The following is a 20920-nucleotide window of genomic DNA, read 5'->3' as shown; positions in this document are numbered from 1 at the left end:
CTACCTATACCATCCTGGCTTTAACACTTCGAAGCCCTTATGATCTTCCAACACCAGATCTATGCGTTCTAGAAATTTATCAAGCTGCTCTGGGGACTTTTTGATAGACCAAACAATACTCGAAAAAATAGCCATTGCGGAATAGGTGGAATAAAGCCTCCAAAAATCTTCAGGTATATGGTTATCGAAGTATCCGTCAATTTGTCCAACAGAAAAAGTAACACTGTCTACTCTGCTGAAAAAAGCAATTTTTACGAAGTCATGAAAAGGATCTCCCCAATCATAATTATCAAAATCAATTACTCCAACATAGCTTTTATCCTTTACTATTATATTTTCTAAATGAAAGTCATCATGTTGAAGCTGATTAGGACGGTTTTTTAAATAATGAGAATGACCTTCTATAAAACGAATAATCTTATCTTCCTTGTTTATTTTAATACCACTCTTCTTGTATTCCTTTAGGTACCTATGATGTTTTTGGATAGATCGTTCATGCCAATTTTTCACCTCTAACGGAGCAGGATGTAAATGAATCCGCGCTAAGTCTTTTCCTGCCTCTACCCCAATTTCATACCTTTCTTGTTCATTCAGGATTTCTAGCAAACTTTTTGCATCGTCCCCCTCGATATAAGAAACTATGCTATAACAAATACCAAGCTCTTCTATCATTCCAAGGTCAATTGGCTCCGGAGAATGAACCCCATACTTTTGAATATCCCTTAAAACGTTAAACTCTTCCCTTTTCCTTTCGCACCTTTCCAGATTAGTTATGCGTAATAAATAACGATTCCCATTTCCATCCAGAACAATATACTTTTCATCTGGTGAATACCCTTTAGAAAGCCGAGTAACTTTAATGGAGTTGCTAAGGATTTTTATACTATCTATCACTTCTTGAATTTTATTTTCCAACATACCGCTCCTATGCTCCCCATGATCTTATTTCAATAAAAAAATAGAGCCGTATGAACAGCTCAACTAATGGATCATTTAAGTATCTTCACATTATCTAGAGGTAAAATTATTACTTTCGCAGTACCCAGTATTTCTTCCTCAGGAACAAATCCTACTCGGGGATCTCTACTATCTGTGCTGTTAAGACGATTATCGCCTAGTACAAAATAGTTTCCTTCTGGCACTGTTACTTCATCTAAAATTTCTTCTAATGTAAAGTTTCCAGTAAGTGTCCCTTTTGCTTTTTTAAATTCTTCTAGATAGGGTTCTTCTTGCTTCTCATCGTTAATAAAAAGTTCATCGTTTTTATAAGCGATGCGGTCACCAGGAAGCCCAATAATCCGTTTGATATAATTCGTATCTTCGGTTGCTTCAAATACAACCACATCGAATCTTTCATACCCCACAAGTTGCGGTCCGATTTTATTTACGACCACTCGATCGCCATTTTCAAATGTTGGCATCATAGAAGCACCATCAACCACTACAGGTGTAAAAAGGAAAAACCTCACCCCACCAACGAATAAAATCGCAATCCCTATTGCTTTTGCCCATTCCAGAAATTCATTTTTTTCTTTTATTTTCTCCACATCCCACACCTCTTTCTTAATAAGACATTTCCAAACAAACTTTTCGACGCTTACTAATTTGAGACGAGATTAAGAGTTCGAAAGTTTCAATTTTCTTACATTTTTAATTGATAGTTCGTTTAAGGCGTGTTCCATATAAAAGTACGCACTATGAGCGGCCCAATTACTGTAAACAATAGAATAAAAGCATTTCCAAAAAGTCCTATATTCCTTGTAATTCCTTTATGTCCCATCCATGAAAGGATGAAGCCAACAATGGAACCAACCGTCAATAGACTAATGATTACTTCATCTGGCACTAAATCAATCCCATTGAAAAATAAAATATAACCCACTAAATTGAATACACATATTAGGATAGATATCATATTAAGATAACTTTTCATTTTTCATCCTCCACTTATTTTTCAGCTAAGCACCTTATTAGTTCAGTAAAAAAGTTATACCTAAACAATCCATTATCCTTTTGTATAACGGGTCATCTACTCTTTGTAAAATACCCTTCTAAAGGTTCCCAAGGATGAACTACATATTCAAACTTTCCTTCTAATACCGCAGGATCATTTTCTGCAACTTCTCTAGCTTCTTGTAAATTTTCGACTTCCAAAATTACCAAACCTCCAGTATGGTCCATAAATGGTCCAGCAGACACCAGTCTATCTTTTAGGGTCTCAACCAGGTAGTGGCGATGTGGTACTAACTTTTGCTCCCAATGTGGCTTACCTTCTAACCATGCTTTGCCTGTTGAATAGATAATCACTGCTTTCATAAAATAACCTCCGATTATAGAGTTTGGATGACTACACGTTATTCTTTATTTTTTGACTTAACAAGCGTACTCGCATAAGATAGTAATCTCTTTTAGCTGGATTATTAACAAATGAAGTGAAAACAACCGATAGCATTAAAGCAGTATCTAGCCGATAAATGGACTGAACTATTTCATCTGTATTTAATAGAATGTCTGCATTGTCGTATCCTCTTAAAAATTCATCCTCGTTTAATTCTTTTGTCTCAAGCACTCTCATTAACTCCATTATTGGATGACCTATAAATGCATTATCCCAATCGATAATCCCTTTAATAACTCCCTTTACTCCAATCAAATTTGGTGGTCTAACATCAAGGTGGAGTAGGCTGTTCTTTATTGGTGCGGTATTCAGAACTGCCTCCATTTCCTCCGTAGTGGGAATAATGATATTTTCATTTAGTTTTTCTAGCATATGCACTCGTTCTGTTACTCTATTAGAGATAATGTTACTTAACGTCCGTTCTTTCTGATCTATAATGGATAGTCCATCCAAAGGCACTCCATGTATATTAGAAGTAAGTTTTCCTACTTCGTAGGAAGATACCTCTTGAGCATCCCCACATATATAATCAGTAACTAAAAAATTTATTTCTTCACTCAAGTAAAGCTTATGAACTTTAGGCACTGGAATGTCATGCCTTTGACAATGCTCGGAGATAGTTGCTTCCTTTTTTAATGAAGTGATGCCACTTAAATCTATATCATTCGAAGTTTCTTCCGCTCTCCAAGGAGTCCGAATGGCGAGCATTCCTAAATCTTTCTCTTCTATTAAAAAGACTGCATTATTAACCCCATTACTGATAAATTTCACTTCACTAAACTGCCATAGCAGAATGTTTTTTGAAACACTTGCAATGCTACTTTTTAATGTTTCTATTTTATTAATTGTTAAGTTCATAGATAATCTCCTTTTAATAACAAATAAAAAAATAGCCTATTTTATCTATATACACTTAACATTATTTACCAAACAAATACAAACAGCAACCCATTTATTCCGTAAAATAATAATTATCGTTTAATCCTTACTATTTCATTTGGAAATTACTATACAAAAAACGAAAACTACTTTAAGATATAAGCTTCTAGTTACATACATAAAAAGGAAGTGACATCATGCTTTTATTCATGTTTATTGGTCTACTAATATGTATCCCTATTACTTATCTATGGTTGGGAAGTCATTTATATATTGATATAATGCGTTTTTATGCTGCTTCAAGTTATCCAGGGGATATTACCTTTTCAGAGAGACAATTTTATCTTTTCTTTTTTTCAGGAACCCTATTTATCGTTCTGTCTTTTATTCTATTTATATTGTATTTAATCTTTGGAAATAAAATGAAGATGGATGATTTATCATTCCTGAGAAAAACGTTCGCTATTATACTCATCCCGTTCATTTGCACAATCTATATGCTGATTGATTTGTATAATTATCTGTTTGCCAACTTTAACTGAAAAAGCGTATCCATCTGCCGATGAAATACGCTTATAACTCTAATATTTTAACTTAACTGTCATGCTTTCCGTCCCTATTTTCACCTTTACTCCATCCTCCAAGCTTTCCACTTGAAAATGGATATCCTGCAACAAGACGTTCTCTCTCAGCAACTCTTCAAAATGCTTAATCTGCTCTTTTTGTGCGTCTGTTGCGGAAATCAATAGAGAAATGTATTGCTCCACAGGTAAATCTAGCTTTTTCCGTGTGTCTTGGATCACTCGAATGAAATCTCTTATTTGCCCCTCTTCTATAAGCTCCGAGGTTAATTTTGTATCCATCAAGACTTTTACATACTCGTTACCTGCTAGCTCAAAGCCTGGCGCCACTTTATATTCGACGATTACATGCTCTCTCAAAAGAATGATATCACTGCCATCTATATGCATACTTAACTTACCTGTTTTCAAAAGCAATTCCTTATCTGCCTCAGCAAGCTGCTCCACTGCGTCTTTTACTCGATTCACTAACCCTCCAAATGCTGCTCCAGCTGTTTTGAAATTCAGTTTTACTACGGCTGATTGATAGCCTGTTAGATCGTCTGCTAGCTTCACATGCTTGACGTTTAATTCATCCATTAAAATGCTTTTATATAGCTCTAAATTTCTTTTGTCTTTCTGCCATACAATCAGCTCCTGCAGCGGCTGCTTCACCTTCAAGGAGGTGGCATTTCGAATGCTTCGTCCAAGCTCCACGACGTCAAGCACTAGCTGCATATCTGATTCCAGTACCGGGTTTAAAAAAGATTCCTCCACCTCCGGATAATCCTGCAAGTGGACGCTCTCTCCGTAAAGCTTCCGATATATATCCTCCGCCACATAAGGTACAAACGGTGCTAACAAGCGACTGACTGTACTAAGCGCTTCAAAAAGGGTGGAATAAGCCCCTCGTTTATCCTCCGATAATCCTGCTGCCCAAAATCTATTTCTGGACCGGCGAACGTACCAGTTACTCATCTCCTCCACCAGCTTGGCGATTTCCCTCGTAGCTTGCGTAAACTGGTAGTCGTCCATAAACGTTTGGACTGCTTGCACTGTATGATTCAGTCTGGAGAGCAGCCAGCGATCCATCAAGCTTCTCTCCCCTGTTTGATTCCCAGCATAGATAAATCCATCAATTTCTGCATACATCGAATAAAATCGGTACGTATTATCCAGCGTATCCACCAGCTTGGATTTGGCATCCTGCACAATTTTCTTGGAAAAGCGCTTTGGATTCCAAGGCGAGCTATCTACTAAGAAAGCCCATCTCAACGCATCTGCTCCGTATTCTTCTATTAATTCCACAGGATCTAACGCATTGCCCTTACTCTTCGACATCTTCTGTCCATGCTCATCCAGCACATGACCAAGAGACAGGACATTTTTATATGGCGCTACTCCGGTATATAGAGTAGAAACCGCTAGCAGGCTATAGAAGAAGCCCCTCGTCTGGTCGATTCCTTCAATTACGACATCCGCAGGAAACTGCTGCTGAAACTTTTCTTTATTCTCAAAAGGAAAATGATGCTGGGCAAAGGGCATGGAGCCGCTATCGAACCACACATCAATGACCTCAGGTGTACGCTGCATGTCTCCTTTACAGCTCGGGCAGCTCAAAGTCACCTCATCAATAAAAGGCTTATGAAGCTCCACATCATTTAAAGGTCTGCTTGCAAGCTCCTTCAGCTCTGCAACACTTCGAGGAGCCGTCTCCTGACCACAATCATGACAAACCCAAACATTCAACGGGGTTCCCCAGTATCTGTTCCTGCTTATATTCCAGTCCACCAAATTTTCTAGAAAGTTCCCGAAGCGCCCGTCCTTTAAGTGACTTGGATACCAATCAACCCTCTGATTGTTTTCGAGCATCTTCTCCTGTAATGCGGACATCCGGATAAACCAGCTGTCTGTCGCGTAATAAAGGAGCGGGGAATCACATCGCCAGCAGTGCGGATAGCTATGCTCATATTTTTCCTTATGGTATAGCAAGCCTCTTTCTGAAAGCAGCTTGATAATGTCCACATCACACTCTTTGACAAATCGTCCAGCTAAATCAGTTACTTGCTCTGTATATTTTCCTGCTTGATCCACCACGTTCACAAAGGAAAGCACATTGTCCTGTACCGTTTTATAGTCATCCTCCCCGTATGCAGGGGCAATATGCACAATCCCCGTCCCGCTTGCTTTCCTCCACGTAATCGGCCATAACAACCATATGCCCTATGTCTACACTGACATAATGGAAGGGTGGTTCGTAGGATAGCCCTTCTAACTCTGCACCTAGATGCTCGCTAAGGACAAGTGCCCCCTCCCCGACTACCTTGTGCACAAGCGACTTTGCTACGATATAAACCTCTTCTTCCCGTTGAACTCGAGCGTATGTCAGCTTCGGATTCATCGCGAGTGCAACATTTGCTGGAAGCGTCCATGGAGTGGTAGTCCATCCTAGGAAATATTCATTTTCTCTGTCGCTCCGCTTGAACTTTACAGTTGCCGATAAATCCTTCACATCCTTGTAGCCCTGCGAAACCTCGTGAGAGCTGAGAGATGTTTGGCAGCTTGGGCAATAAGGCGACACGCGGTGTCCTTTGTACAACAGCCCATCCTGATGTACCTTCCCCAAGATGTTCCAAACGCTTTCGATATAATCATTGCTAAGTGTCATGTAAGGCTGATCCATATCCACCCAGTAGCCCAGCTCCTCTGTGAAGGAGCGCCACTTTTTCTCATAGGTGAACACACTTTCTTTACACTTTTGAATAAAAGCCTCTATCCCGTATCGCTCGATATCCTGCTTGCCGGAAATGCCAAGCTGCTTTTCTACCCCAAGCTCTACCGGAAGACCATGTGTGTCCCAGCCGGCCTTCCTTTCCACCTGAAACCCCTTCATCGTCTTATAGCGAGCAACCACATCCTTGATCGTTCGGCCAAGTGCATGCCCGACATGTGGCAGGCCATTAGCAGTCGGTGGTCCTTCATAGAAGACAAAAGGAATGCTCCCTTCTCTTCTTTTGATGGATTGCTGAAATACTTCCTCCTCGTTCCAAAATGTGCGGATACGTCTTTCTCTCTCTGTTGCATTTTCCCTCTTTTCCACTGATATCGCCCCTTCGTTGATTGTTTAAAGACATACAAAAAACCCCGTCCCAAAAAAGGGACGGGGTTACCCGCGATACCACCCTAATTCTATTGAACCGTTCAATAGCACTTAGCAACGTACAATCATACGCGTTCCTTTTAACGGTAGACACCCGGATAGACTTACTGCAACTTCAGCCTATCTTCTCAGAGATGATTTTCGCATAAGGTTTGAACGCTGACTTGCACCAACCATCAGCTCTCTGGGGATCAACCATTTACGCTACTTTTTCTCTTCCACGAATTTTGTATGCTTTTATGAAAGTAATTGTAAGTCAATTTAAACTGTAAGTCAATTCATAAAATTACATTAATTTCATTTCTACTCTAGAAAATGAAAAGAGCTTCTTCACCAAATAAAATCCTGCTACTCCTCCTATTATATGTATAACAGTCAGGATGTCCACTGCATCTGCCGACATCACAAGCCCCATACTTCCTAACATATAACGCAGTAAATCAATCCCTATACAGCTCATGACGATGACCGCTACAGCTTTTCTCAGCTGCTTCCCTTGAAAAAGAATAGCTACATAGACACCTAAAGGTAGAAATAAGAGCAGATTCCCCCATATCCCAAAGGTGGTCAAGCTTCTAATAGTAAAATGTGTTGTTTCGAAAAAGGCAAACAAACTTTCAGTAGAAATATAGGTGCTAAACGCTTTATTTCCTTTCTGCAATGGAAGGACGATACCACCAAGCTTTATTTGCAGCAAACACAAACAATAGAATAAAAAACTATACAACAGCATTCTTTTCCCAACCGTTTTTTCTACTTTACGAAAAAAATCGAAGAAAATATCCACGAACATATAAACGAGCAGCAGAATAATTCCATAAGACACGATGTTATAGATATAATAATGAGCCTCCATTTGCTCCCCCCTTGTATTTATATATATTTTACAATATTTTCTATAAAAGGGCAGATTTTAAGAGTAAATGATCTTCTCTACATGAAATTTTGGTATTTAGAGAAGCGACTTCTATATAATGTTGTAAAAATGAGCCGTTATGTTGTAAAAACAGCGTGTAATGTTGTAAAAATAACGATTAATGTTGTAATTTCTCCAGTCCCAGCAGCTTCTGAGAATGTTTTAAAAAAATCATGCATTTGGGCAAGCCGCATCCTTTCTTCCAAACCTTCACACACCATCATTCCTCGAACATTTACACTAAGAACACAAAACTCTACTAGGTATGTAAAATTTTACTATATTAACTGAATTGTAATCTATATAATAAAAGATAAAAGATACAAACATCTAAAAGAAAGAGGAGATAAAGTGGAGTGGAGATATGCTGGTTTTTGGATACGTGTAGCAGCAAGTATAGTCGATTCCCTGATATTATTTATTCCTATTAATGGAATAAACTATCTCGTTTTTAAATTACTTAATCCCGGTATGTCTTACTGGGATACCTTCACTGGTTCTGGTTTTGAGGACTTTGGTTCTTGGACAACCTATGAGACCATCAGAATGATTTTTGGTTTGATGATTGGAATATTTTATTATGGCTTTTTGACTTCGAAATTTGGAGGTACAGGAGGCAAATTACTATTCGGGTTACATGTGGTAGGGGAAGATGATGAATTTATCTCTTTCGCTAGAGCAATTGGAAGATACTTTTCCTATATATTATCGGCCTTCTTTTTCGTCGGTTATATTATGGTAGCTTTTACAAAGAAAAAACAAGGCTTACATGATCTGATTTGCAATACGTATGTGATAAAAGAGTAAGATAATGAACGGTTTCCTGAAAAGTTAGCCCTATATATATTTTGGAAAAGCGAAAAAATTTTACTAACAGGTTTTAATAACAAACTAGGAAATACAAATGGAGCCTACATTAGTAAGCTCCTTCAAGCACTTATTATATTATAGATAGTTCTGTGTAGTAACTTGCCTTATTGCCTCAGCCTTTTCAATTACAATTTCCAAACAGAGAGGTAAAATCTGCTTCTATTCATGTATTAAGCCATGTTCTAAAATCTCCCCAAGCAGGTGGATTATTCACAAGACCAGTAGATTTTTCAAAATTATTTGAGTCAAAAAAGTGGATTACTTTCTTTGGAAAATATCTTTTGATTCTTTCAGAGATAGCATCTTTTCTACCTAAGTCATAAATCCCATAAGCTATTACATCTACCTGAGATTTTGCAATTGCCTCTACTATATGTTTATCAACAGTATCATTTAGCTCATGTCCAAAAATTGTTAAATGACCATTTATATTACTTAAAGAATCATAGCAGAATCTTAAATACTGATTTGACTGTATCTGCTCTAATTTATCTTCCCATTTACCCTCTGATACATAAAGAGGTATATTATTCTGCTCCATTGACTCAATTACAGCATCAATTAAGTATTTATGACCATTCTTTTTCTTTTTAACTTTTTGAATTGTATTTCTCTTATTAACAAATATATGTAATCCTCCATGCAAATAAAATAAATTTAAGCAACCATTATTTTCATTAGGTATAAATTTCAAAGGTGAGCCTCTGAAAAAGTCATTTACTTCCCTTTTACCTTCAAGCAGTTTAATAAGTTTTATATGTAACCAGTATGGTATAAGGTCATAATTTGTAGTAAATATACTCTTCTCAAAAATACTAAATATAGAGTTAGAGTCAATATCAGCATATAACTGCCAATCCTGGCTATTAGGATGAACCTTAACAACTGCATTTATTAAAGCACTTTTGATTCTATCATAGCTCTCAAAAAGCTCTTTAGTTTCATAATCAAATATCTTGTTTATGTTTATAGCTCTCTTTAAGTTTTCCAAAACATATTCAAAATTATTTGTTTGTAGTTCCTCAAATAAACTTCTATCTTTCACATCCAGTGTATCCCTCTGGTTTTCATACAGAGAGGAATAGTTAAATTTTTCCCATATACCTATTGAAAATCCATTTCCTATTAACAAATGTTCTTTTTTAATTTTCCCCTCAATCCAGAGCTCATAAAAACTAGGTAGCAATATTATAACCTCCTCTTTATCTATAATCACTATAAACATCCTAGTCCATAGACACACCTAATTTTACCAGTTTATGTGATATAATGGTATTCTTAATAATTTCAATTTGCCCAAGGAGTGTAATGATATGGCAATCATACAGGATAATCATATTATCTATATAAGAAATAAAGTGAATGACTACTTTGAAATGTTTACTTATGAAAATGCAAATAGAATGATTGATTTTTATGAGGATATTAGTTTTCCAGTATTCAAAGAGTACTTTTCTTCTATTCATTTTAATCTCAATAAATTGTTTAAACACTTGAATACAAAATCTAAAGGCAATAAACATTACAATGCACATGAAAGTAGAAGATTAAATTTTTTGATAGAAGAATTACTTTCAGTGCAATCAACTCTGAAAAATACAAAGTATTATTTTACTCTTATTCCTTACTATAAAGGGATATTGGATAGCTGTGAGAAATTTCTTGTTGACAGCAATGGAAGTACAATTCCTGAGGATTTTCCTTTAATTAATTTAATTGATGCTGAGCCTATTTTTACTTTTGAGACTCAAGTATCTATAACTAGAGCTGATAGAAGAATTTCATTTCCAACTACAGCAATTGGCACTGGCTCTTATGCTACTGTCCATAAATACAAAGATGATTATTACAACAGAGTTTTTGTAATAAAAAAAGCTAATAAGGATTTAACAGAAAATGAGTTGGAAAGATTTAAAAGGGAATTTGAAGAGATGAAAAAGTTAAATTCACCTTATGTTATTGAGGTATATAACTTTGATGATGAAAAACAACAATATGTAATGGAATATGCAGATGAAACATTGGATTCTTATATCACAAAAAATAATAGTAGCATGGATATTAAAGAAAGAATTGGTTTAGTCAGACAGATATTAAGAGCCTTTATTTACATTAACAATAAAGGAGTTTTACATAGAGATATAAGTACTAAAAATATATTAGTTAAAAGATATGAAGAGTTAAATGTGATTAAAGTATCAGATTTTGGATTAGTTAAATTAGAATCCAGTATATTAACTAATAAGGATACTACAATAAAAGGATATTTTAATGACTCTAAATTAGAGCTAATTGGATTTGATAAATATTCTATACTTCATGAGACATACGCTTTAACTAGAATTGTTTATTTTGTTATGACTGGAAAAGTCAATCTTGGCTCTTATAAAAATGATGAGTTTAAAAATTTTATTGAAAAGGGACTAACAGATAACCCAGATGATAGATATAAGGACGTTGAAGAGATGCAAGAGGCTTTTAATAAAATAGTACATACTTTATCTTGAGGTACTTTTTTTCATTTGGCTTTTTCAAGCTGTTTGGATACGTATGTGCTGTAATTCTAAGTCACAATTGGATTCATCACCATAAGTAGGGGATGAATTTGTAAGAATATTTTATTGAAGTGTCGGCTGGCGACTCCTTTGGGATTAGTGAATTTATTTGCGACGAAAGTGTATCGACAGGAGCACCGTACGAAATAATTGTTGCGGAAGGAGCCAAGAAGGAAGGAAAACTAAAAATGGAAATTCGTGTGCCAACGTTTTCCTGAACAATATCCTGTTGTCCCGAATACGCACCTACAGGAAAGCCTACAGCCAGAACGGAAATCAACCACATCATATGATAAAGAAGCTACAATAACGTAAAACCACAAATAAAATCCATTTATTGTAACTTCTTCTTCCATCCGTATACTAGTTACTTACATCGAAGAGGGGGAGTTCCCATGACAAGAAGTGAGGTAAATCAGTTAATAGAAAGTACAGAGGTGCTAACGCATACTAGCACATATGTCACCGTTGCGATGATCTTTGTGATAACACTTTTAGTTTTCATGCTGCTCATGTTCAAGAAAATTAGTAGATATGCATTTTTCGGCACTTTAATCATTTCTTTTATTACCACCGCTTTTCTATCCATGATTGTGATTGGTTCCGTGAATTCTATCGAGAGTGATAGAGCAGCGGAAGTAGAGGAAATAATTAAGGAAGAGTATATAAATAATCTAGAGGTTCACGAAGTAGAAGTCACCAAATTCCGAGAAGTACCTGCTATCAAAATGGAATATAGCGATTTTACGAGTGATACGCGCTTATACATTAAAGATTATGAGGTAACCTTTATGCAAAATGGGGAGTTAGTAACCAAAAGGTTAGCAGTAGAATTAAAAAGAGTGGTGGGACTAGAACAACTAAGGTTAGAATACCAATATCTAGATGAAAGCATCCATATACGGAGTCCTCACTTATTCCAGAAAGGCTACTACAACACTAAATTATTTATCCAAAAATAAAGGCGCACTCCTCAAAGGAGTACGCCCATTTTTTATTTCAACAATCCATTCTTCAAGTCCTCATGCCATTTCAGTAGCATTGGTAGATCCTCTTCTGAAATAGAGCCCTTCTCACGCGCCACCTCCGTGAGCGCGTTGAAATTCGTTAGGCTCACATAACTAATTCCTGCTTCGTCGAAGGCCTTCTCTGCTTTCACTAATCCATATGTAAAAATAGATACAACCCCCAGCACTTGAAGACCAGCCTGCTTCAAGGCCTCTACTGCCACTAGGCTGCTGCCTCCTGTGGAAATTAAATCCTCAATCACTACAACCTTTTGACCTGGGACTACCTTGCCTTCAATTTGATTGCCTCTACCGTGCTCCTTCGCCTTTGAGCGCACATACATCATCGGAACATCTAGCACATCACTAACCCATGCAGCATGGGGAATGCCAGCTGTTGCTGTGCCAGCTACTGCCTCTACATGTGGAAAGTTTGCTTGAATCGCCTCGGCTAATCCTTTTGCAATTTCCTTTCGAATTACTGGAGAAGACATCGTGATACGGTTATCACAATAGATCGGTGACTGAATACCGGATGCCCAAGTAAACAAATCGTTCGGCTTTAATTCTACTGCTCCTACCTCCAGTAGTGCAGCCGCTATTTTCTTTTCTAGTGTCATTTGGATTCCTCCCACATGTTCAAGATTGTTTGGTAGCTCGCTACTGGATCAGCAGCTTGTGTGATTGCACGCCCTACTACGATATGAGTGGAGCCGAAAGCTTTAGCATTCGCCGGTGTAGCTACTCGCGCTTGGTCGTGTGTGTTTCCTTCCTGCAAGCGAATCCCTGGTGTTACTCGTAAGAAATCCTCTCCACAGCTCTCAGCAATAGCCTGCGCTTCTAGTACGGAGCAAACCACCCCGTCCAACCCAGCCTTTTGCGAAAGTTTTGCATAATGAAGAACGGAATCCATTAGCGACGTCTGTATTAGCTGCTCCTGTTGCATCTGCTCTTCAGAAGTCGAGGTTAACTGCGTTACACCAATAATAGCCGGTCTCTCTTTACCTGCTGGCGTTCCTGCCTCCAAGCCTTCTCTTGCTCGTGACATCATTGTTTCGCCACCAGCCACATGCACATTAATCAGGTCTACGCCAAGTCTTGCAAGTCCCTTCATTGCCTGTTCGACGGTGTTTGGAATATCATGTAACTTCAAATCTAGGAAAATGTCATGCCCCTTTTCTTTTAAGGCATATACAATCGACGGACCTTCCTGTAAATAGAGCTCCATCCCTACTTTTACGAATAAAGGCTCTTGAAACGGAGTGAGAAATTGATAAACCTCCTCCGCTGTTGCGAAGTCTAAAGCAATGATTGGGGTTGATTTCATAATCGATGGCTCCTTCCTACTAATTCCGCTACTGACTCTATACCAAGCTCATCCAGCTTTGCAGGTAATTGTTCAATTAAGGTTGGGCAAACAAAAGGATCCACAAAGTTTGCCGTACCTACTGCAACCGCGCTTGCTCCAGCTGATAAAAAGTCGATGACATCATCAATCGTAGAAATACCGCCCATCCCGATGATTGGGAGAGTCGTTTGCTTTGCCACATCATATACCATGCGAAGTGCAACCGGCTTAATCGCTGGCCCTGATAGTCCACCAGTAACATTCGCGATAACAGGTCGGCCAGTCTTTGTATCCAATCGCATTCCTAAAAGTGTGTTAATCATCGTAATGCCATCTGCTCCACCAGCTTCAACTGCCTTGGCAATTTCCACGACATTTGTGACATTCGGAGAAAGCTTCACATAAACCGGCACGGAGGATACTGCCTTTACTGCTCTCGTGAGATCCTCTGCCACTACTGGATCGGTACCGAATGTAATGCCTCCAAGCTTTACGTTTGGACAAGAAATGTTTAATTCCAACGCATGCACGTTTGGCGCTTTGGAGATTTCCTCCGCTACTGCCACATAATCCTCTGTCAGTGTCCCAGCAACGTTTGCGATGATTGGCACATCATACTGCTCTAGCCAAGGTAATTCGTTGCTCATTACTTTTTCTAAGCCTGGATTTTGAAGCCCGATGGCATTTAACATCCCTGCTGGCGTTTCTGCTACTCGTGGAGTCGGGTTTCCGAGCCTAGTTTCTAGTGTGGTTGCCTTGATCATAATGGCTCCTAGCTGCGAAAGGTCATAAAGCTTAGCGAATTCCTTGCCGAACCCGAAGCAGCCGGAAGCAGGCATGATTGGATTTTTTAAACTTAGTCCTGGTAATTCAACGGTTAATCTACTCATAGTTGCACAACTCCTGACTTGAAAACTGGCCCATCTGAGCAAACCTTCACGTAATCTGCCTCTACTTCCTCTGTCGTCTTGCAGACACAAGCAAAGCATGCCCCGATGCCACAGCCCATGCGCTCTTCAAACGATAGATAGCCTTCCTTCTCTGGAAGCATTTGCTCTAGAGTCGCTAGCATTGGCGTTGGGCCACAGCTAAAATACTTCGTAAAGTCATCCTCAAGTTCTGCTAGAACATTGGTCACAAAACCTTTGTGACCGTAGCTGCCATCTGCTGTTACGACATGGGTTTCTCCAAGCGCTTGAAATTTTTCCTCATAAAACACGATATCCTTTGATTGGAAGCCAAGCACATGCATCGGCTTAGCTCCTTTTTCTACTAATCTCTTTGATAGCTCATATAGAGGAGGAACCCCTATGCCGCCTCCCACTAGCAATACCTTTTCACCGGCTTCCACTTTGTCTACTGGAAAGCCATTACCGAGGGGACCAAGCACATCCACTGGGTCGCTCTCCTTCTTTTCTGCTAGTAGTGTAGTGCCTCGTCCTTCCGCTCGGTAAATCATCGTAAAGGTAGAAGCGGTGCGGTCAATCGAACAAATACTAATCGGTCTTCGTAATAAAGGCTCCATCTGATCAGACACTCGTATATGGACAAATTGACCTGGCTCCTTCATTTCCTGCACCAGCTGCCCCTTTACGGTAAGCTCATAAATGTTTGTTGCAAGCCGCTCTTGACTTACAACAACCATTTTTTCTTGTCTGATCATACGAGAACCTCCTGCTTCTTCATTGTATCTGTAGAAAATGTCATCGATTCGATTACACGCAGCATTGCTTCCGCAGTGTCTAGAGAAGTTAGACATGGGATTCCATTCTCTACAGACTCTCTTCGAATACGGAAGCCGTCACGCTCAGGCTGCATCCCCTTCGTCAATGTGTTGATGACAAACTGTGCTTTTCCTTTTTGGATGACATCTAATAAGGTCGCGCCTCGACCACCGATTTTATCTACTACATCCACAGGGATACCTGTTTTCTCGATTGCCTCTGCAGTTCCCTTTGTCGCAATGATTCGGAAGCCAACATCATTGAAGCGCTTCGCAATGGCAATTGCCTCTTCCTTATCCTTATCAGAAATCGTCATTAGTACAGAGCCATGGTCTTTTATTTCCATGCCAGCTGCCACTAAGCCTTTGTATAACGCTTTTTCTAATGTAATGTCCTTGCCCATAACCTCTCCGGTGGATTTCATCTCAGGACCTAGCGTGATGTCCACTCGGCGCAGCTTCGCAAAGCTGAACACCGGAACTTTCACATATACTCCGGGGCTGTTTGGTGCTAGACCTGGCTTGTAGCCCTGCTCAACAATGGACTGACCTAGAATTGCCTTCGTTGCAATATTCGCCATCGGGATAGAGGTTATTTTGCTTAGGAACGGAACAGTACGGCTAGAGCGAGGGTTTACCTCGATTACGAATACTTCATCCTTCGAGATGACATATTGGATGTTCATCAGTCCTACGATGTTTAGGCCCTTAGCTAGTCTCGTCGTATAGTCTACTAGCGTGTCAATATGCTCCTGAGAAAGCTTTTGCGGTGGGTATACAGCGATAGAGTCACCAGAGTGAACCCCTGCACGCTCGATATGCTCCATGATTCCTGGAATCAACACATGTTCCCCGTCACAGATGGCATCCACTTCTACTTCCGTTCCCGTTAAGTAGCGGTCAATTAAAACTGGGTGCTCTGGACTAGCGTCTACCGCATGCTCCATATAATGTTTTATTTCATCCTCATTGTAGACAATTTGCATCGCACGACCGCCTAGCACGTAGGACGGACGAACAAGCACCGGATAGCCAATTTCGTTTGCAATCTCTACGGCTTCCTCTACTGATACCGCTGTCTTTCCAAGTGGCTGAGGAATGCCGATTTCATGTAAAGCAGCTTCAAACTTGTTACGGTTTTCTGCTCTGTCTATATCCTCCAGTGTCGTTCCAAGGATTTTTACGCCTCTTTCCTCTAACGCCTCTGCCAGGTTGATCGCTGTTTGCCCACCGAATTGAACAACTACACCCTCCGGCTGCTCTAGGTCAACAATATGCATCACATCTTCCACAGTCAGCGGCTCGAAGTATAGCTTGTCAGAAATCGAGAAGTCCGTAGAAACTGTTTCTGGGTTGTTGTTGATGATGATTGCCTCATAGCCCGCTTCTTTTATTGCCCACACAGAATGTACGGTTGCATAGTCGAACTCTACCCCTTGGCCAATTCGGATGGGACCAGAGCCAAGTACGATTACGCTAGGCTTATCTGTTTTAATGGACTCGTTTTCTTCCTCGTATGTGCCATAGAAGTAAGGAGTTTCTGATTCGAATTCACCCGCACAAGTGTCTACCATTTTGTAGACTGGAATAATGCCATGCTCTTTACGGAAGTTATACACTTCGATTTCTTTTACGTTCCAGTACTTTGCGATTGTTTTGTCTGCAAAGCCCATACGTTTCGCTTTATATAGAACTTCTTGATCGAACGGATTTTCTTGAATCACTTTTTCGTACTGAACGATATTTTGTAATTTATTTAAGAAAAATAAATCGATTTGGCTCCATTCATGAATCTGTTCAATGGTTACCCCTCGTCTTAATGCCTCACCGATAAAGAATAGACGCTCATCTCCTGCTCGGCGGATACGCTTTTTCATCCACTCATCTGTGATGTCCTCGCTGTTTTTCATTTCTAGGTGGAAATGTCCTGTTTCGAGTGAACGAACTGATTTTAGAATTGCTTCCTCAAATGTGCGTCCTAATGACATAACCTCACCAGTTGCTTTCATTTGCGTTCCTAGGTTACGTTTTGCTGATTCGAATTTATCAAATGGCCATCTTGGAATTTTTGCGACAATGTAATCTAGTGCCGGCTCGAAGCAAGCATATGTTTTCCCTGTTACCGGGTTCATCATTTCATCTAGCGTCAGACCAACTGCAATTTTCGCTGCAAGCTTCGCAATCGGATAGCCTGTTGCTTTGGAAGCAAGAGCTGAAGAACGGCTTACACGAGGATTCACCTCAATGATGTAATATTGAAAGCTATGCGGATCAAGTGCCAGCTGTACGTTACAGCCACCCTCAATCTTTAGCGCACGAATGATTTTTAACGATACATTACGAAGCATTTGGTTTTCACGGTCCGATAATGTCTGCGTCGGAGCCACTACGATAGAATCCCCTGTATGGATCCCCACTGGGTCCACGTTTTCCATGTTACAAACGACGATGGCGTTATCCGCAGAGTCACGCATTACCTCATATTCGATTTCCTTAAAGCCTGCGATCGATTTTTCTAACAGACATTGCGTTACCGGGCTGTATTTCAATCCGCTTGTCACGATTTCCTGTAAGTCAGCATCGTTGTAGCAGATTCCTCCGCCAGTTCCACCAAGTGTGAATGCAGGTCGGACGATCACTGGGTAGCCGACCTCCTTGACAAAGGCCTTCGCTTCTTCAAGATTATGAATAATATCGCTCTCAGGTACTGGCTCATTTAATTCGTTCATCAACGTACGAAACAGGTCACGATCCTCCGCTTGATGGATTGCATCTAGCTTCGTCCCAAGAATCTCGATTCCCAGCTCGTCTAGAATCCCTGATTCATGCAGCTGGATAGCCATGTTCAATCCTGTTTGCCCGCCTAGTGTTGGAAGGATAGCATCTGGACGCTCTTTACGAATAATTTTGCTCACAAATTGCAGGGTGATTGGCTCGATGTATACTTTGTCTGCAATCTCTGTATCTGTCATGATTGTCGCAGGATTTGAGTTTACAAGGATTACTCGGTAGCCCTCTTCCTTTAAAGAGATACATGCTTGCGTTCCTGCATAGTCAAATTCTGCTGCTTGACCGATGACAATTGGACCGGATCCGATAACTAAAATAGTTTCAATATCTGTACGTTTAGGCATGTGCAGTCTCCTTTTTGCTCGCTTTATTCATTAGCTCGATAAATTGATCAAATAAATGCGTGGAATCCTCTGGACCACAAGAGCCCTCTGGATGGAATTGTACACAGAACACTGGGTGCTTCTTATGTCGAACTCCCTCTACCGTTCCATCATTTAGGGCAATATGTGTTATTTCTAAATCCGTGCTGGCGATAGAATCGGCATCAATTGCGTAGCCATGGTTTTGAGAAGTCAGCTCTGTTCTACCTGTTGTTAAATCCTTCACCGGGTGGTTCCCGCCACGATGTCCGAATTTCAGCTTGAAGGACGTTGCACCACTTGCTAGGGAAATCAGCTGGTGACCTAGGCAAACTCCGAATATTGGCACATCTCCAATTAGCTCTCTGACCATTTGGATTGCTTCCGGGATATCTGTTGGGTCCCCAGGTCCGTTTGACAGCATCACACCATCAGGGCGCATTGCTAAGATTTCCTTGGAGGATGTGTTATAAGGAACGACGATCACGTCACAGTCACGCTTGTTTAATTCTCGTAAAATACCATGCTTCATCCCAAAGTCTACTAGCACGACACGTTTCCCGCGACCTGGACTTGGATACGGTCTTGTGATAGAAACCTGCTGTACGACATTTCTTGGAATCTCTGCTGCTTTTAGATAAGCAACTGTTTCTTCCACATTTACCTCTTCTCCAGCTCTCGTTAATAAACCCTTTAAAGAGCCATGCTTACGAATGATGCGTGTAAGCTTACGAGTATCAATTCCTTCAATACCAGGAATATTTTTGAGCGCAAGAAACTCGTGTAACGTGCTTTCTTTTCGGAAATTCGAAGGTGTATCTGCTAGCTCTCTCACCACGACCCCAGCCAAGCCGATATCGATAGCTTCAAAGTCGTCCGGGTTGATCCCATAGTTACCTACCATTGGATAAGTGAATGTAAGGATTTGGCTACAGTTAGATGGGTCCGAGATAGATTCCTGATAACCAGTCATTGCTGTCGTGAAGATAACCTCTCCCATTGTCCCCTCTTCACTTCCAAATGCATTCCCTTTAAATACCGTACCATCCTCTAAAATTAAGTATCTTGTTTTCATAGCTGCTCCTCCTGCCATACGATTTCTCCGTTATAGATTGTTACCTGTGGCCAACCTGTACAGTCCCACTCATGGAACGGTGTGTTCTTCCCTTTTGATAAGAAAGTTTCCTTATCAATTGCCTGTTTTTTATTCAAATCTATTAAGACTAAATCTGCCGGTGCCCCTACCTCTAATCGACCATACGGAAAACCAAATACATCTGCTGGCTTTTTCGTCATGTAATCGATCAGCTGCTTCAATGTCCACTCCCCAGTTTGCACAAAATTTGTATACAAAAGTGGAAATGCTGTCTCTAGTCCGACAATTCCAAACGGAGCCTTTTCAAATGCGTTCGCTTTTTCCTCCTCTGTATGTGGTGCATGGTCGGTGGCAATAAAATCTATTGTCCCGTCTAGCAGTCCCTCTCGAAGAGCAAGCATATCCTCTCTTGCCCGAAGTGGAGGATTCATCTTCCAATTCGCATCATTCGAAGGAATGTCGTCCTCACATAATAAAAGATGATGCGGACTAACCTCTGCTGTTACATGGATCCCTGCTTTTTTTGCGTCTCTTATAACTCTTACCGATTCCTTCGTACTCACATGGCATACGTGATAGTGAGCGCCCGCTGCTTCAGCAAGAAGGATATCTCTTGCTATATGTACTGATTCTGAAACAGAAGGAATTCCCTTTAGTCCTAGCTCTTCATTTCGCTTCCCTTTATGCATCACACCACCATAGATCAACGTATTGTCTTCACAGTGTGCAACAATTGGGATTTGTAATCTTGCCGCTTCCTCCATTGCCTCTAACATCGTACCAGCCTGTTGAACCCCTACCCCATCGTCTGTTAAAGCAAAAACTCCTAACTCCTTCAACGCTGCGATGTCTGTTCTTTCTTTTCCAGCCTGGCGAATCGTGATAGACCCGTACGGTAGCACTCGTACTAGTGCATTCTTTTCCACTAAGTCCAATACTTTTTGAAAGTTCTCGGGTGTATCTGGTACTGGTCTAGTATTTGGCATTGCACAGATTGTTGTATAGCCGCCTCTAGCAGCAGCCTTCGTACCTGTTTCAATCGTTTCCTTATGCTCGCCACCCGGCTCCCGTAAATGGACGTGCACATCAATGAACCCTGGAGATAATAACATTCCTTTACCGGCGATTTCCTTTGCATTCTCTAGCTGGATATCTTTCCCGATCCCAGCTATCTTGCCATTTTGGATTGCTAGACTGGAAGACTCTAGCTCTCCCTTATCGTTTAGTAGCTGGATATTACGGATAATTTTTGTCAT

17 protein-coding genes, 1 pseudogene and 1 other annotated feature are annotated in these 20920 nt (G+C 40.2%); of the genes and pseudogenes, 3 read left to right on the top strand and 15 right to left on the bottom strand.

All coding sequences use genetic code 11. From position 1 onward, the window contains the following. The 7 genes and pseudogenes from AC1VU3_RS00165 to AC1VU3_RS00135 all read right to left on the bottom strand — a co-directional run bounded on the left by AC1VU3_RS00165 (position 1) and on the right by AC1VU3_RS00135 (position 7853). Positions 1-915: an aminoglycoside phosphotransferase family protein gene (locus AC1VU3_RS00165; RefSeq protein ID WP_482982398.1), complete on the bottom strand. Its 915-nt coding sequence runs from the start codon at positions 913-915 to the stop codon at positions 1-3. A 74-nt stretch (positions 916-989) separates the two neighbouring features. Further along, a complete protein-coding gene (gene lepB / locus AC1VU3_RS00160) occupies positions 990-1547 on the bottom strand; it encodes a signal peptidase I (RefSeq protein ID WP_482982397.1) in 558 nt (185 codons plus the stop codon). 119 nt (positions 1548-1666) lie between these two features. Further along, on the bottom strand, positions 1667-1933 hold the full coding sequence (locus AC1VU3_RS00155) for a hypothetical protein (protein ID WP_482982396.1): 267 nt from the start codon (positions 1931-1933) through the stop codon (positions 1667-1669). A gap of 92 nt (positions 1934-2025) precedes the next feature. Continuing rightward, the gene (locus tag AC1VU3_RS00150) at positions 2026-2316 is read right to left on the bottom strand and encodes a YciI family protein (RefSeq protein ID WP_482982395.1); all 291 of its coding nucleotides are present in this window, start codon (positions 2314-2316) and stop codon (positions 2026-2028) included. 31 nt (positions 2317-2347) lie between these two features. Beyond that, a complete protein-coding gene (locus AC1VU3_RS00145; RefSeq protein WP_482982394.1) occupies positions 2348-3256 on the bottom strand; it encodes a phosphotransferase family protein in 909 nt (302 codons plus the stop codon). 602 nt (positions 3257-3858) lie between these two features. Next, a pseudogene (ileS, locus tag AC1VU3_RS00140) lies at positions 3859-6943 on the bottom strand (isoleucine--tRNA ligase). Positions 6944-6990: 47 nt separating this feature from the next. After that, positions 6991-7227, bottom strand: a binding site (T-box leader). Between the two features lie 56 nt (positions 7228-7283). After that, complete coding sequence (locus AC1VU3_RS00135; RefSeq protein ID WP_482982393.1) at positions 7284-7853, bottom strand: VanZ family protein; 570 nt, start codon at positions 7851-7853, stop codon at positions 7284-7286. A gap of 411 nt (positions 7854-8264) precedes the next feature. Between AC1VU3_RS00135 and AC1VU3_RS00130 the strand changes: the two genes are divergently transcribed. Then, positions 8265-8720: an RDD family protein gene (locus tag AC1VU3_RS00130; protein WP_482982392.1), complete on the top strand. Its 456-nt coding sequence runs from the start codon at positions 8265-8267 to the stop codon at positions 8718-8720. Between the two features lie 226 nt (positions 8721-8946). Here AC1VU3_RS00130 and AC1VU3_RS00125 read toward each other — a convergent pair whose 3' ends face one another. Then, the gene (locus tag AC1VU3_RS00125; RefSeq protein ID WP_482982391.1) at positions 8947-9999 is read right to left on the bottom strand and encodes a DUF4917 family protein; all 1053 of its coding nucleotides are present in this window, start codon (positions 9997-9999) and stop codon (positions 8947-8949) included. Positions 10000-10096: 97 nt separating this feature from the next. Here AC1VU3_RS00125 and AC1VU3_RS00120 point away from each other — a divergent pair, with 97 nt between their 5' ends. After that, positions 10097-11290, top strand: a complete 1194-nt coding sequence (locus AC1VU3_RS00120) for a protein kinase domain-containing protein (RefSeq protein ID WP_482982390.1) — start codon at positions 10097-10099, stop codon at positions 11288-11290. Positions 11291-11733: 443 nt separating this feature from the next. Next, positions 11734-12300: a hypothetical protein gene (locus AC1VU3_RS00115; RefSeq protein WP_482982389.1), complete on the top strand. Its 567-nt coding sequence runs from the start codon at positions 11734-11736 to the stop codon at positions 12298-12300. A 32-nt stretch (positions 12301-12332) separates the two neighbouring features. Here the strand turns inward: AC1VU3_RS00115 and pyrE are convergent, their stop codons facing one another. Genes pyrE through AC1VU3_RS00080 form a run of 7 tightly spaced genes read right to left on the bottom strand, consistent with a single transcriptional unit; the run spans position 12333 to position 20920 of the window. Further along, positions 12333-12965, bottom strand: a complete 633-nt coding sequence (pyrE, locus tag AC1VU3_RS00110; protein ID WP_482982388.1) for an orotate phosphoribosyltransferase — start codon at positions 12963-12965, stop codon at positions 12333-12335. Next, a complete protein-coding gene (gene pyrF / locus AC1VU3_RS00105; RefSeq protein WP_482982387.1) occupies positions 12962-13672 on the bottom strand; it encodes an orotidine-5'-phosphate decarboxylase in 711 nt (236 codons plus the stop codon). Before pyrF ends, pyrE begins: the two co-directional genes overlap by 4 nt. Further along, positions 13669-14583, bottom strand: coding sequence for a dihydroorotate dehydrogenase (locus AC1VU3_RS00100; RefSeq protein WP_482982386.1), 915 nt, complete (start codon positions 14581-14583; stop codon positions 13669-13671). Before AC1VU3_RS00100 ends, pyrF begins: the two co-directional genes overlap by 4 nt. Beyond that, entirely contained in the window at positions 14580-15356 is a 777-nt protein-coding gene (locus AC1VU3_RS00095; RefSeq protein ID WP_482982385.1) for a dihydroorotate dehydrogenase electron transfer subunit, read from the bottom strand. The genes AC1VU3_RS00100 and AC1VU3_RS00095 overlap by 4 nt, the downstream gene beginning before the upstream one ends. Continuing rightward, positions 15353-18550 carry a carbamoyl-phosphate synthase large subunit gene (gene carB, locus AC1VU3_RS00090; RefSeq protein ID WP_482982384.1) on the bottom strand — a complete coding sequence of 1066 codons (3198 nt, stop codon included), beginning with the start codon at positions 18548-18550 and terminating at the stop codon, positions 15353-15355. Before carB ends, AC1VU3_RS00095 begins: the two co-directional genes overlap by 4 nt. Then, positions 18543-19643 (bottom strand): carbamoyl phosphate synthase small subunit, encoded by a 1101-nt coding sequence (locus AC1VU3_RS00085; RefSeq protein ID WP_482982383.1) that lies wholly within the window; start codon positions 19641-19643, stop codon positions 18543-18545. Before AC1VU3_RS00085 ends, carB begins: the two co-directional genes overlap by 8 nt. Next, the gene (locus tag AC1VU3_RS00080) at positions 19640-20920 is read right to left on the bottom strand and encodes a dihydroorotase (RefSeq protein WP_482982382.1); all 1281 of its coding nucleotides are present in this window, start codon (positions 20918-20920) and stop codon (positions 19640-19642) included. Before AC1VU3_RS00080 ends, AC1VU3_RS00085 begins: the two co-directional genes overlap by 4 nt.

This window comes from Psychrobacillus sp. Z16_25, from assembly GCF_056856695.1.
This window is presented reverse-complemented; position numbering and strand designations above follow the sequence as displayed.

What these genes read in the sequence shown, in the direction of transcription:
- AC1VU3_RS00155 (WP_482982396.1), bottom strand. Translation starts at nt 1,933, where the DNA reads ATGAAAAGTTATCTTAATATGATATCTATCCTAATATGTGTATTCAAT.
- AC1VU3_RS00150 (WP_482982395.1), bottom strand. Translation starts at nt 2,316, where the DNA reads ATGAAAGCAGTGATTATCTATTCAACAGGCAAAGCATGGTTAGAAGGT.
- AC1VU3_RS00145 (WP_482982394.1), bottom strand. Translation starts at nt 3,256, where the DNA reads ATGAACTTAACAATTAATAAAATAGAAACATTAAAAAGTAGCATTGCA.
- AC1VU3_RS00135 (WP_482982393.1), bottom strand. Translation starts at nt 7,853, where the DNA reads ATGGAGGCTCATTATTATATCTATAACATCGTGTCTTATGGAATTATT.
- AC1VU3_RS00120 (WP_482982390.1), top strand. Translation starts at nt 10,097, where the DNA reads ATGGCAATCATACAGGATAATCATATTATCTATATAAGAAATAAAGTG.
- AC1VU3_RS00115 (WP_482982389.1), top strand. Translation starts at nt 11,734, where the DNA reads ATGACAAGAAGTGAGGTAAATCAGTTAATAGAAAGTACAGAGGTGCTA.
- pyrE (WP_482982388.1), bottom strand. Translation starts at nt 12,965, where the DNA reads ATGACACTAGAAAAGAAAATAGCGGCTGCACTACTGGAGGTAGGAGCA.
- pyrF (WP_482982387.1), bottom strand. Translation starts at nt 13,672, where the DNA reads ATGAAATCAACCCCAATCATTGCTTTAGACTTCGCAACAGCGGAGGAG.
- AC1VU3_RS00100 (WP_482982386.1), bottom strand. Translation starts at nt 14,583, where the DNA reads ATGAGTAGATTAACCGTTGAATTACCAGGACTAAGTTTAAAAAATCCA.
- AC1VU3_RS00095 (WP_482982385.1), bottom strand. Translation starts at nt 15,356, where the DNA reads ATGATCAGACAAGAAAAAATGGTTGTTGTAAGTCAAGAGCGGCTTGCA.
- carB (WP_482982384.1), bottom strand. Translation starts at nt 18,550, where the DNA reads ATGCCTAAACGTACAGATATTGAAACTATTTTAGTTATCGGATCCGGT.
- AC1VU3_RS00085 (WP_482982383.1), bottom strand. Translation starts at nt 19,643, where the DNA reads ATGAAAACAAGATACTTAATTTTAGAGGATGGTACGGTATTTAAAGGG.
- AC1VU3_RS00080 (WP_482982382.1), bottom strand. Translation starts at nt 20,920, where the DNA reads ATGACAAAAATTATCCGTAATATCCAGCTACTAAACGATAAGGGAGAG.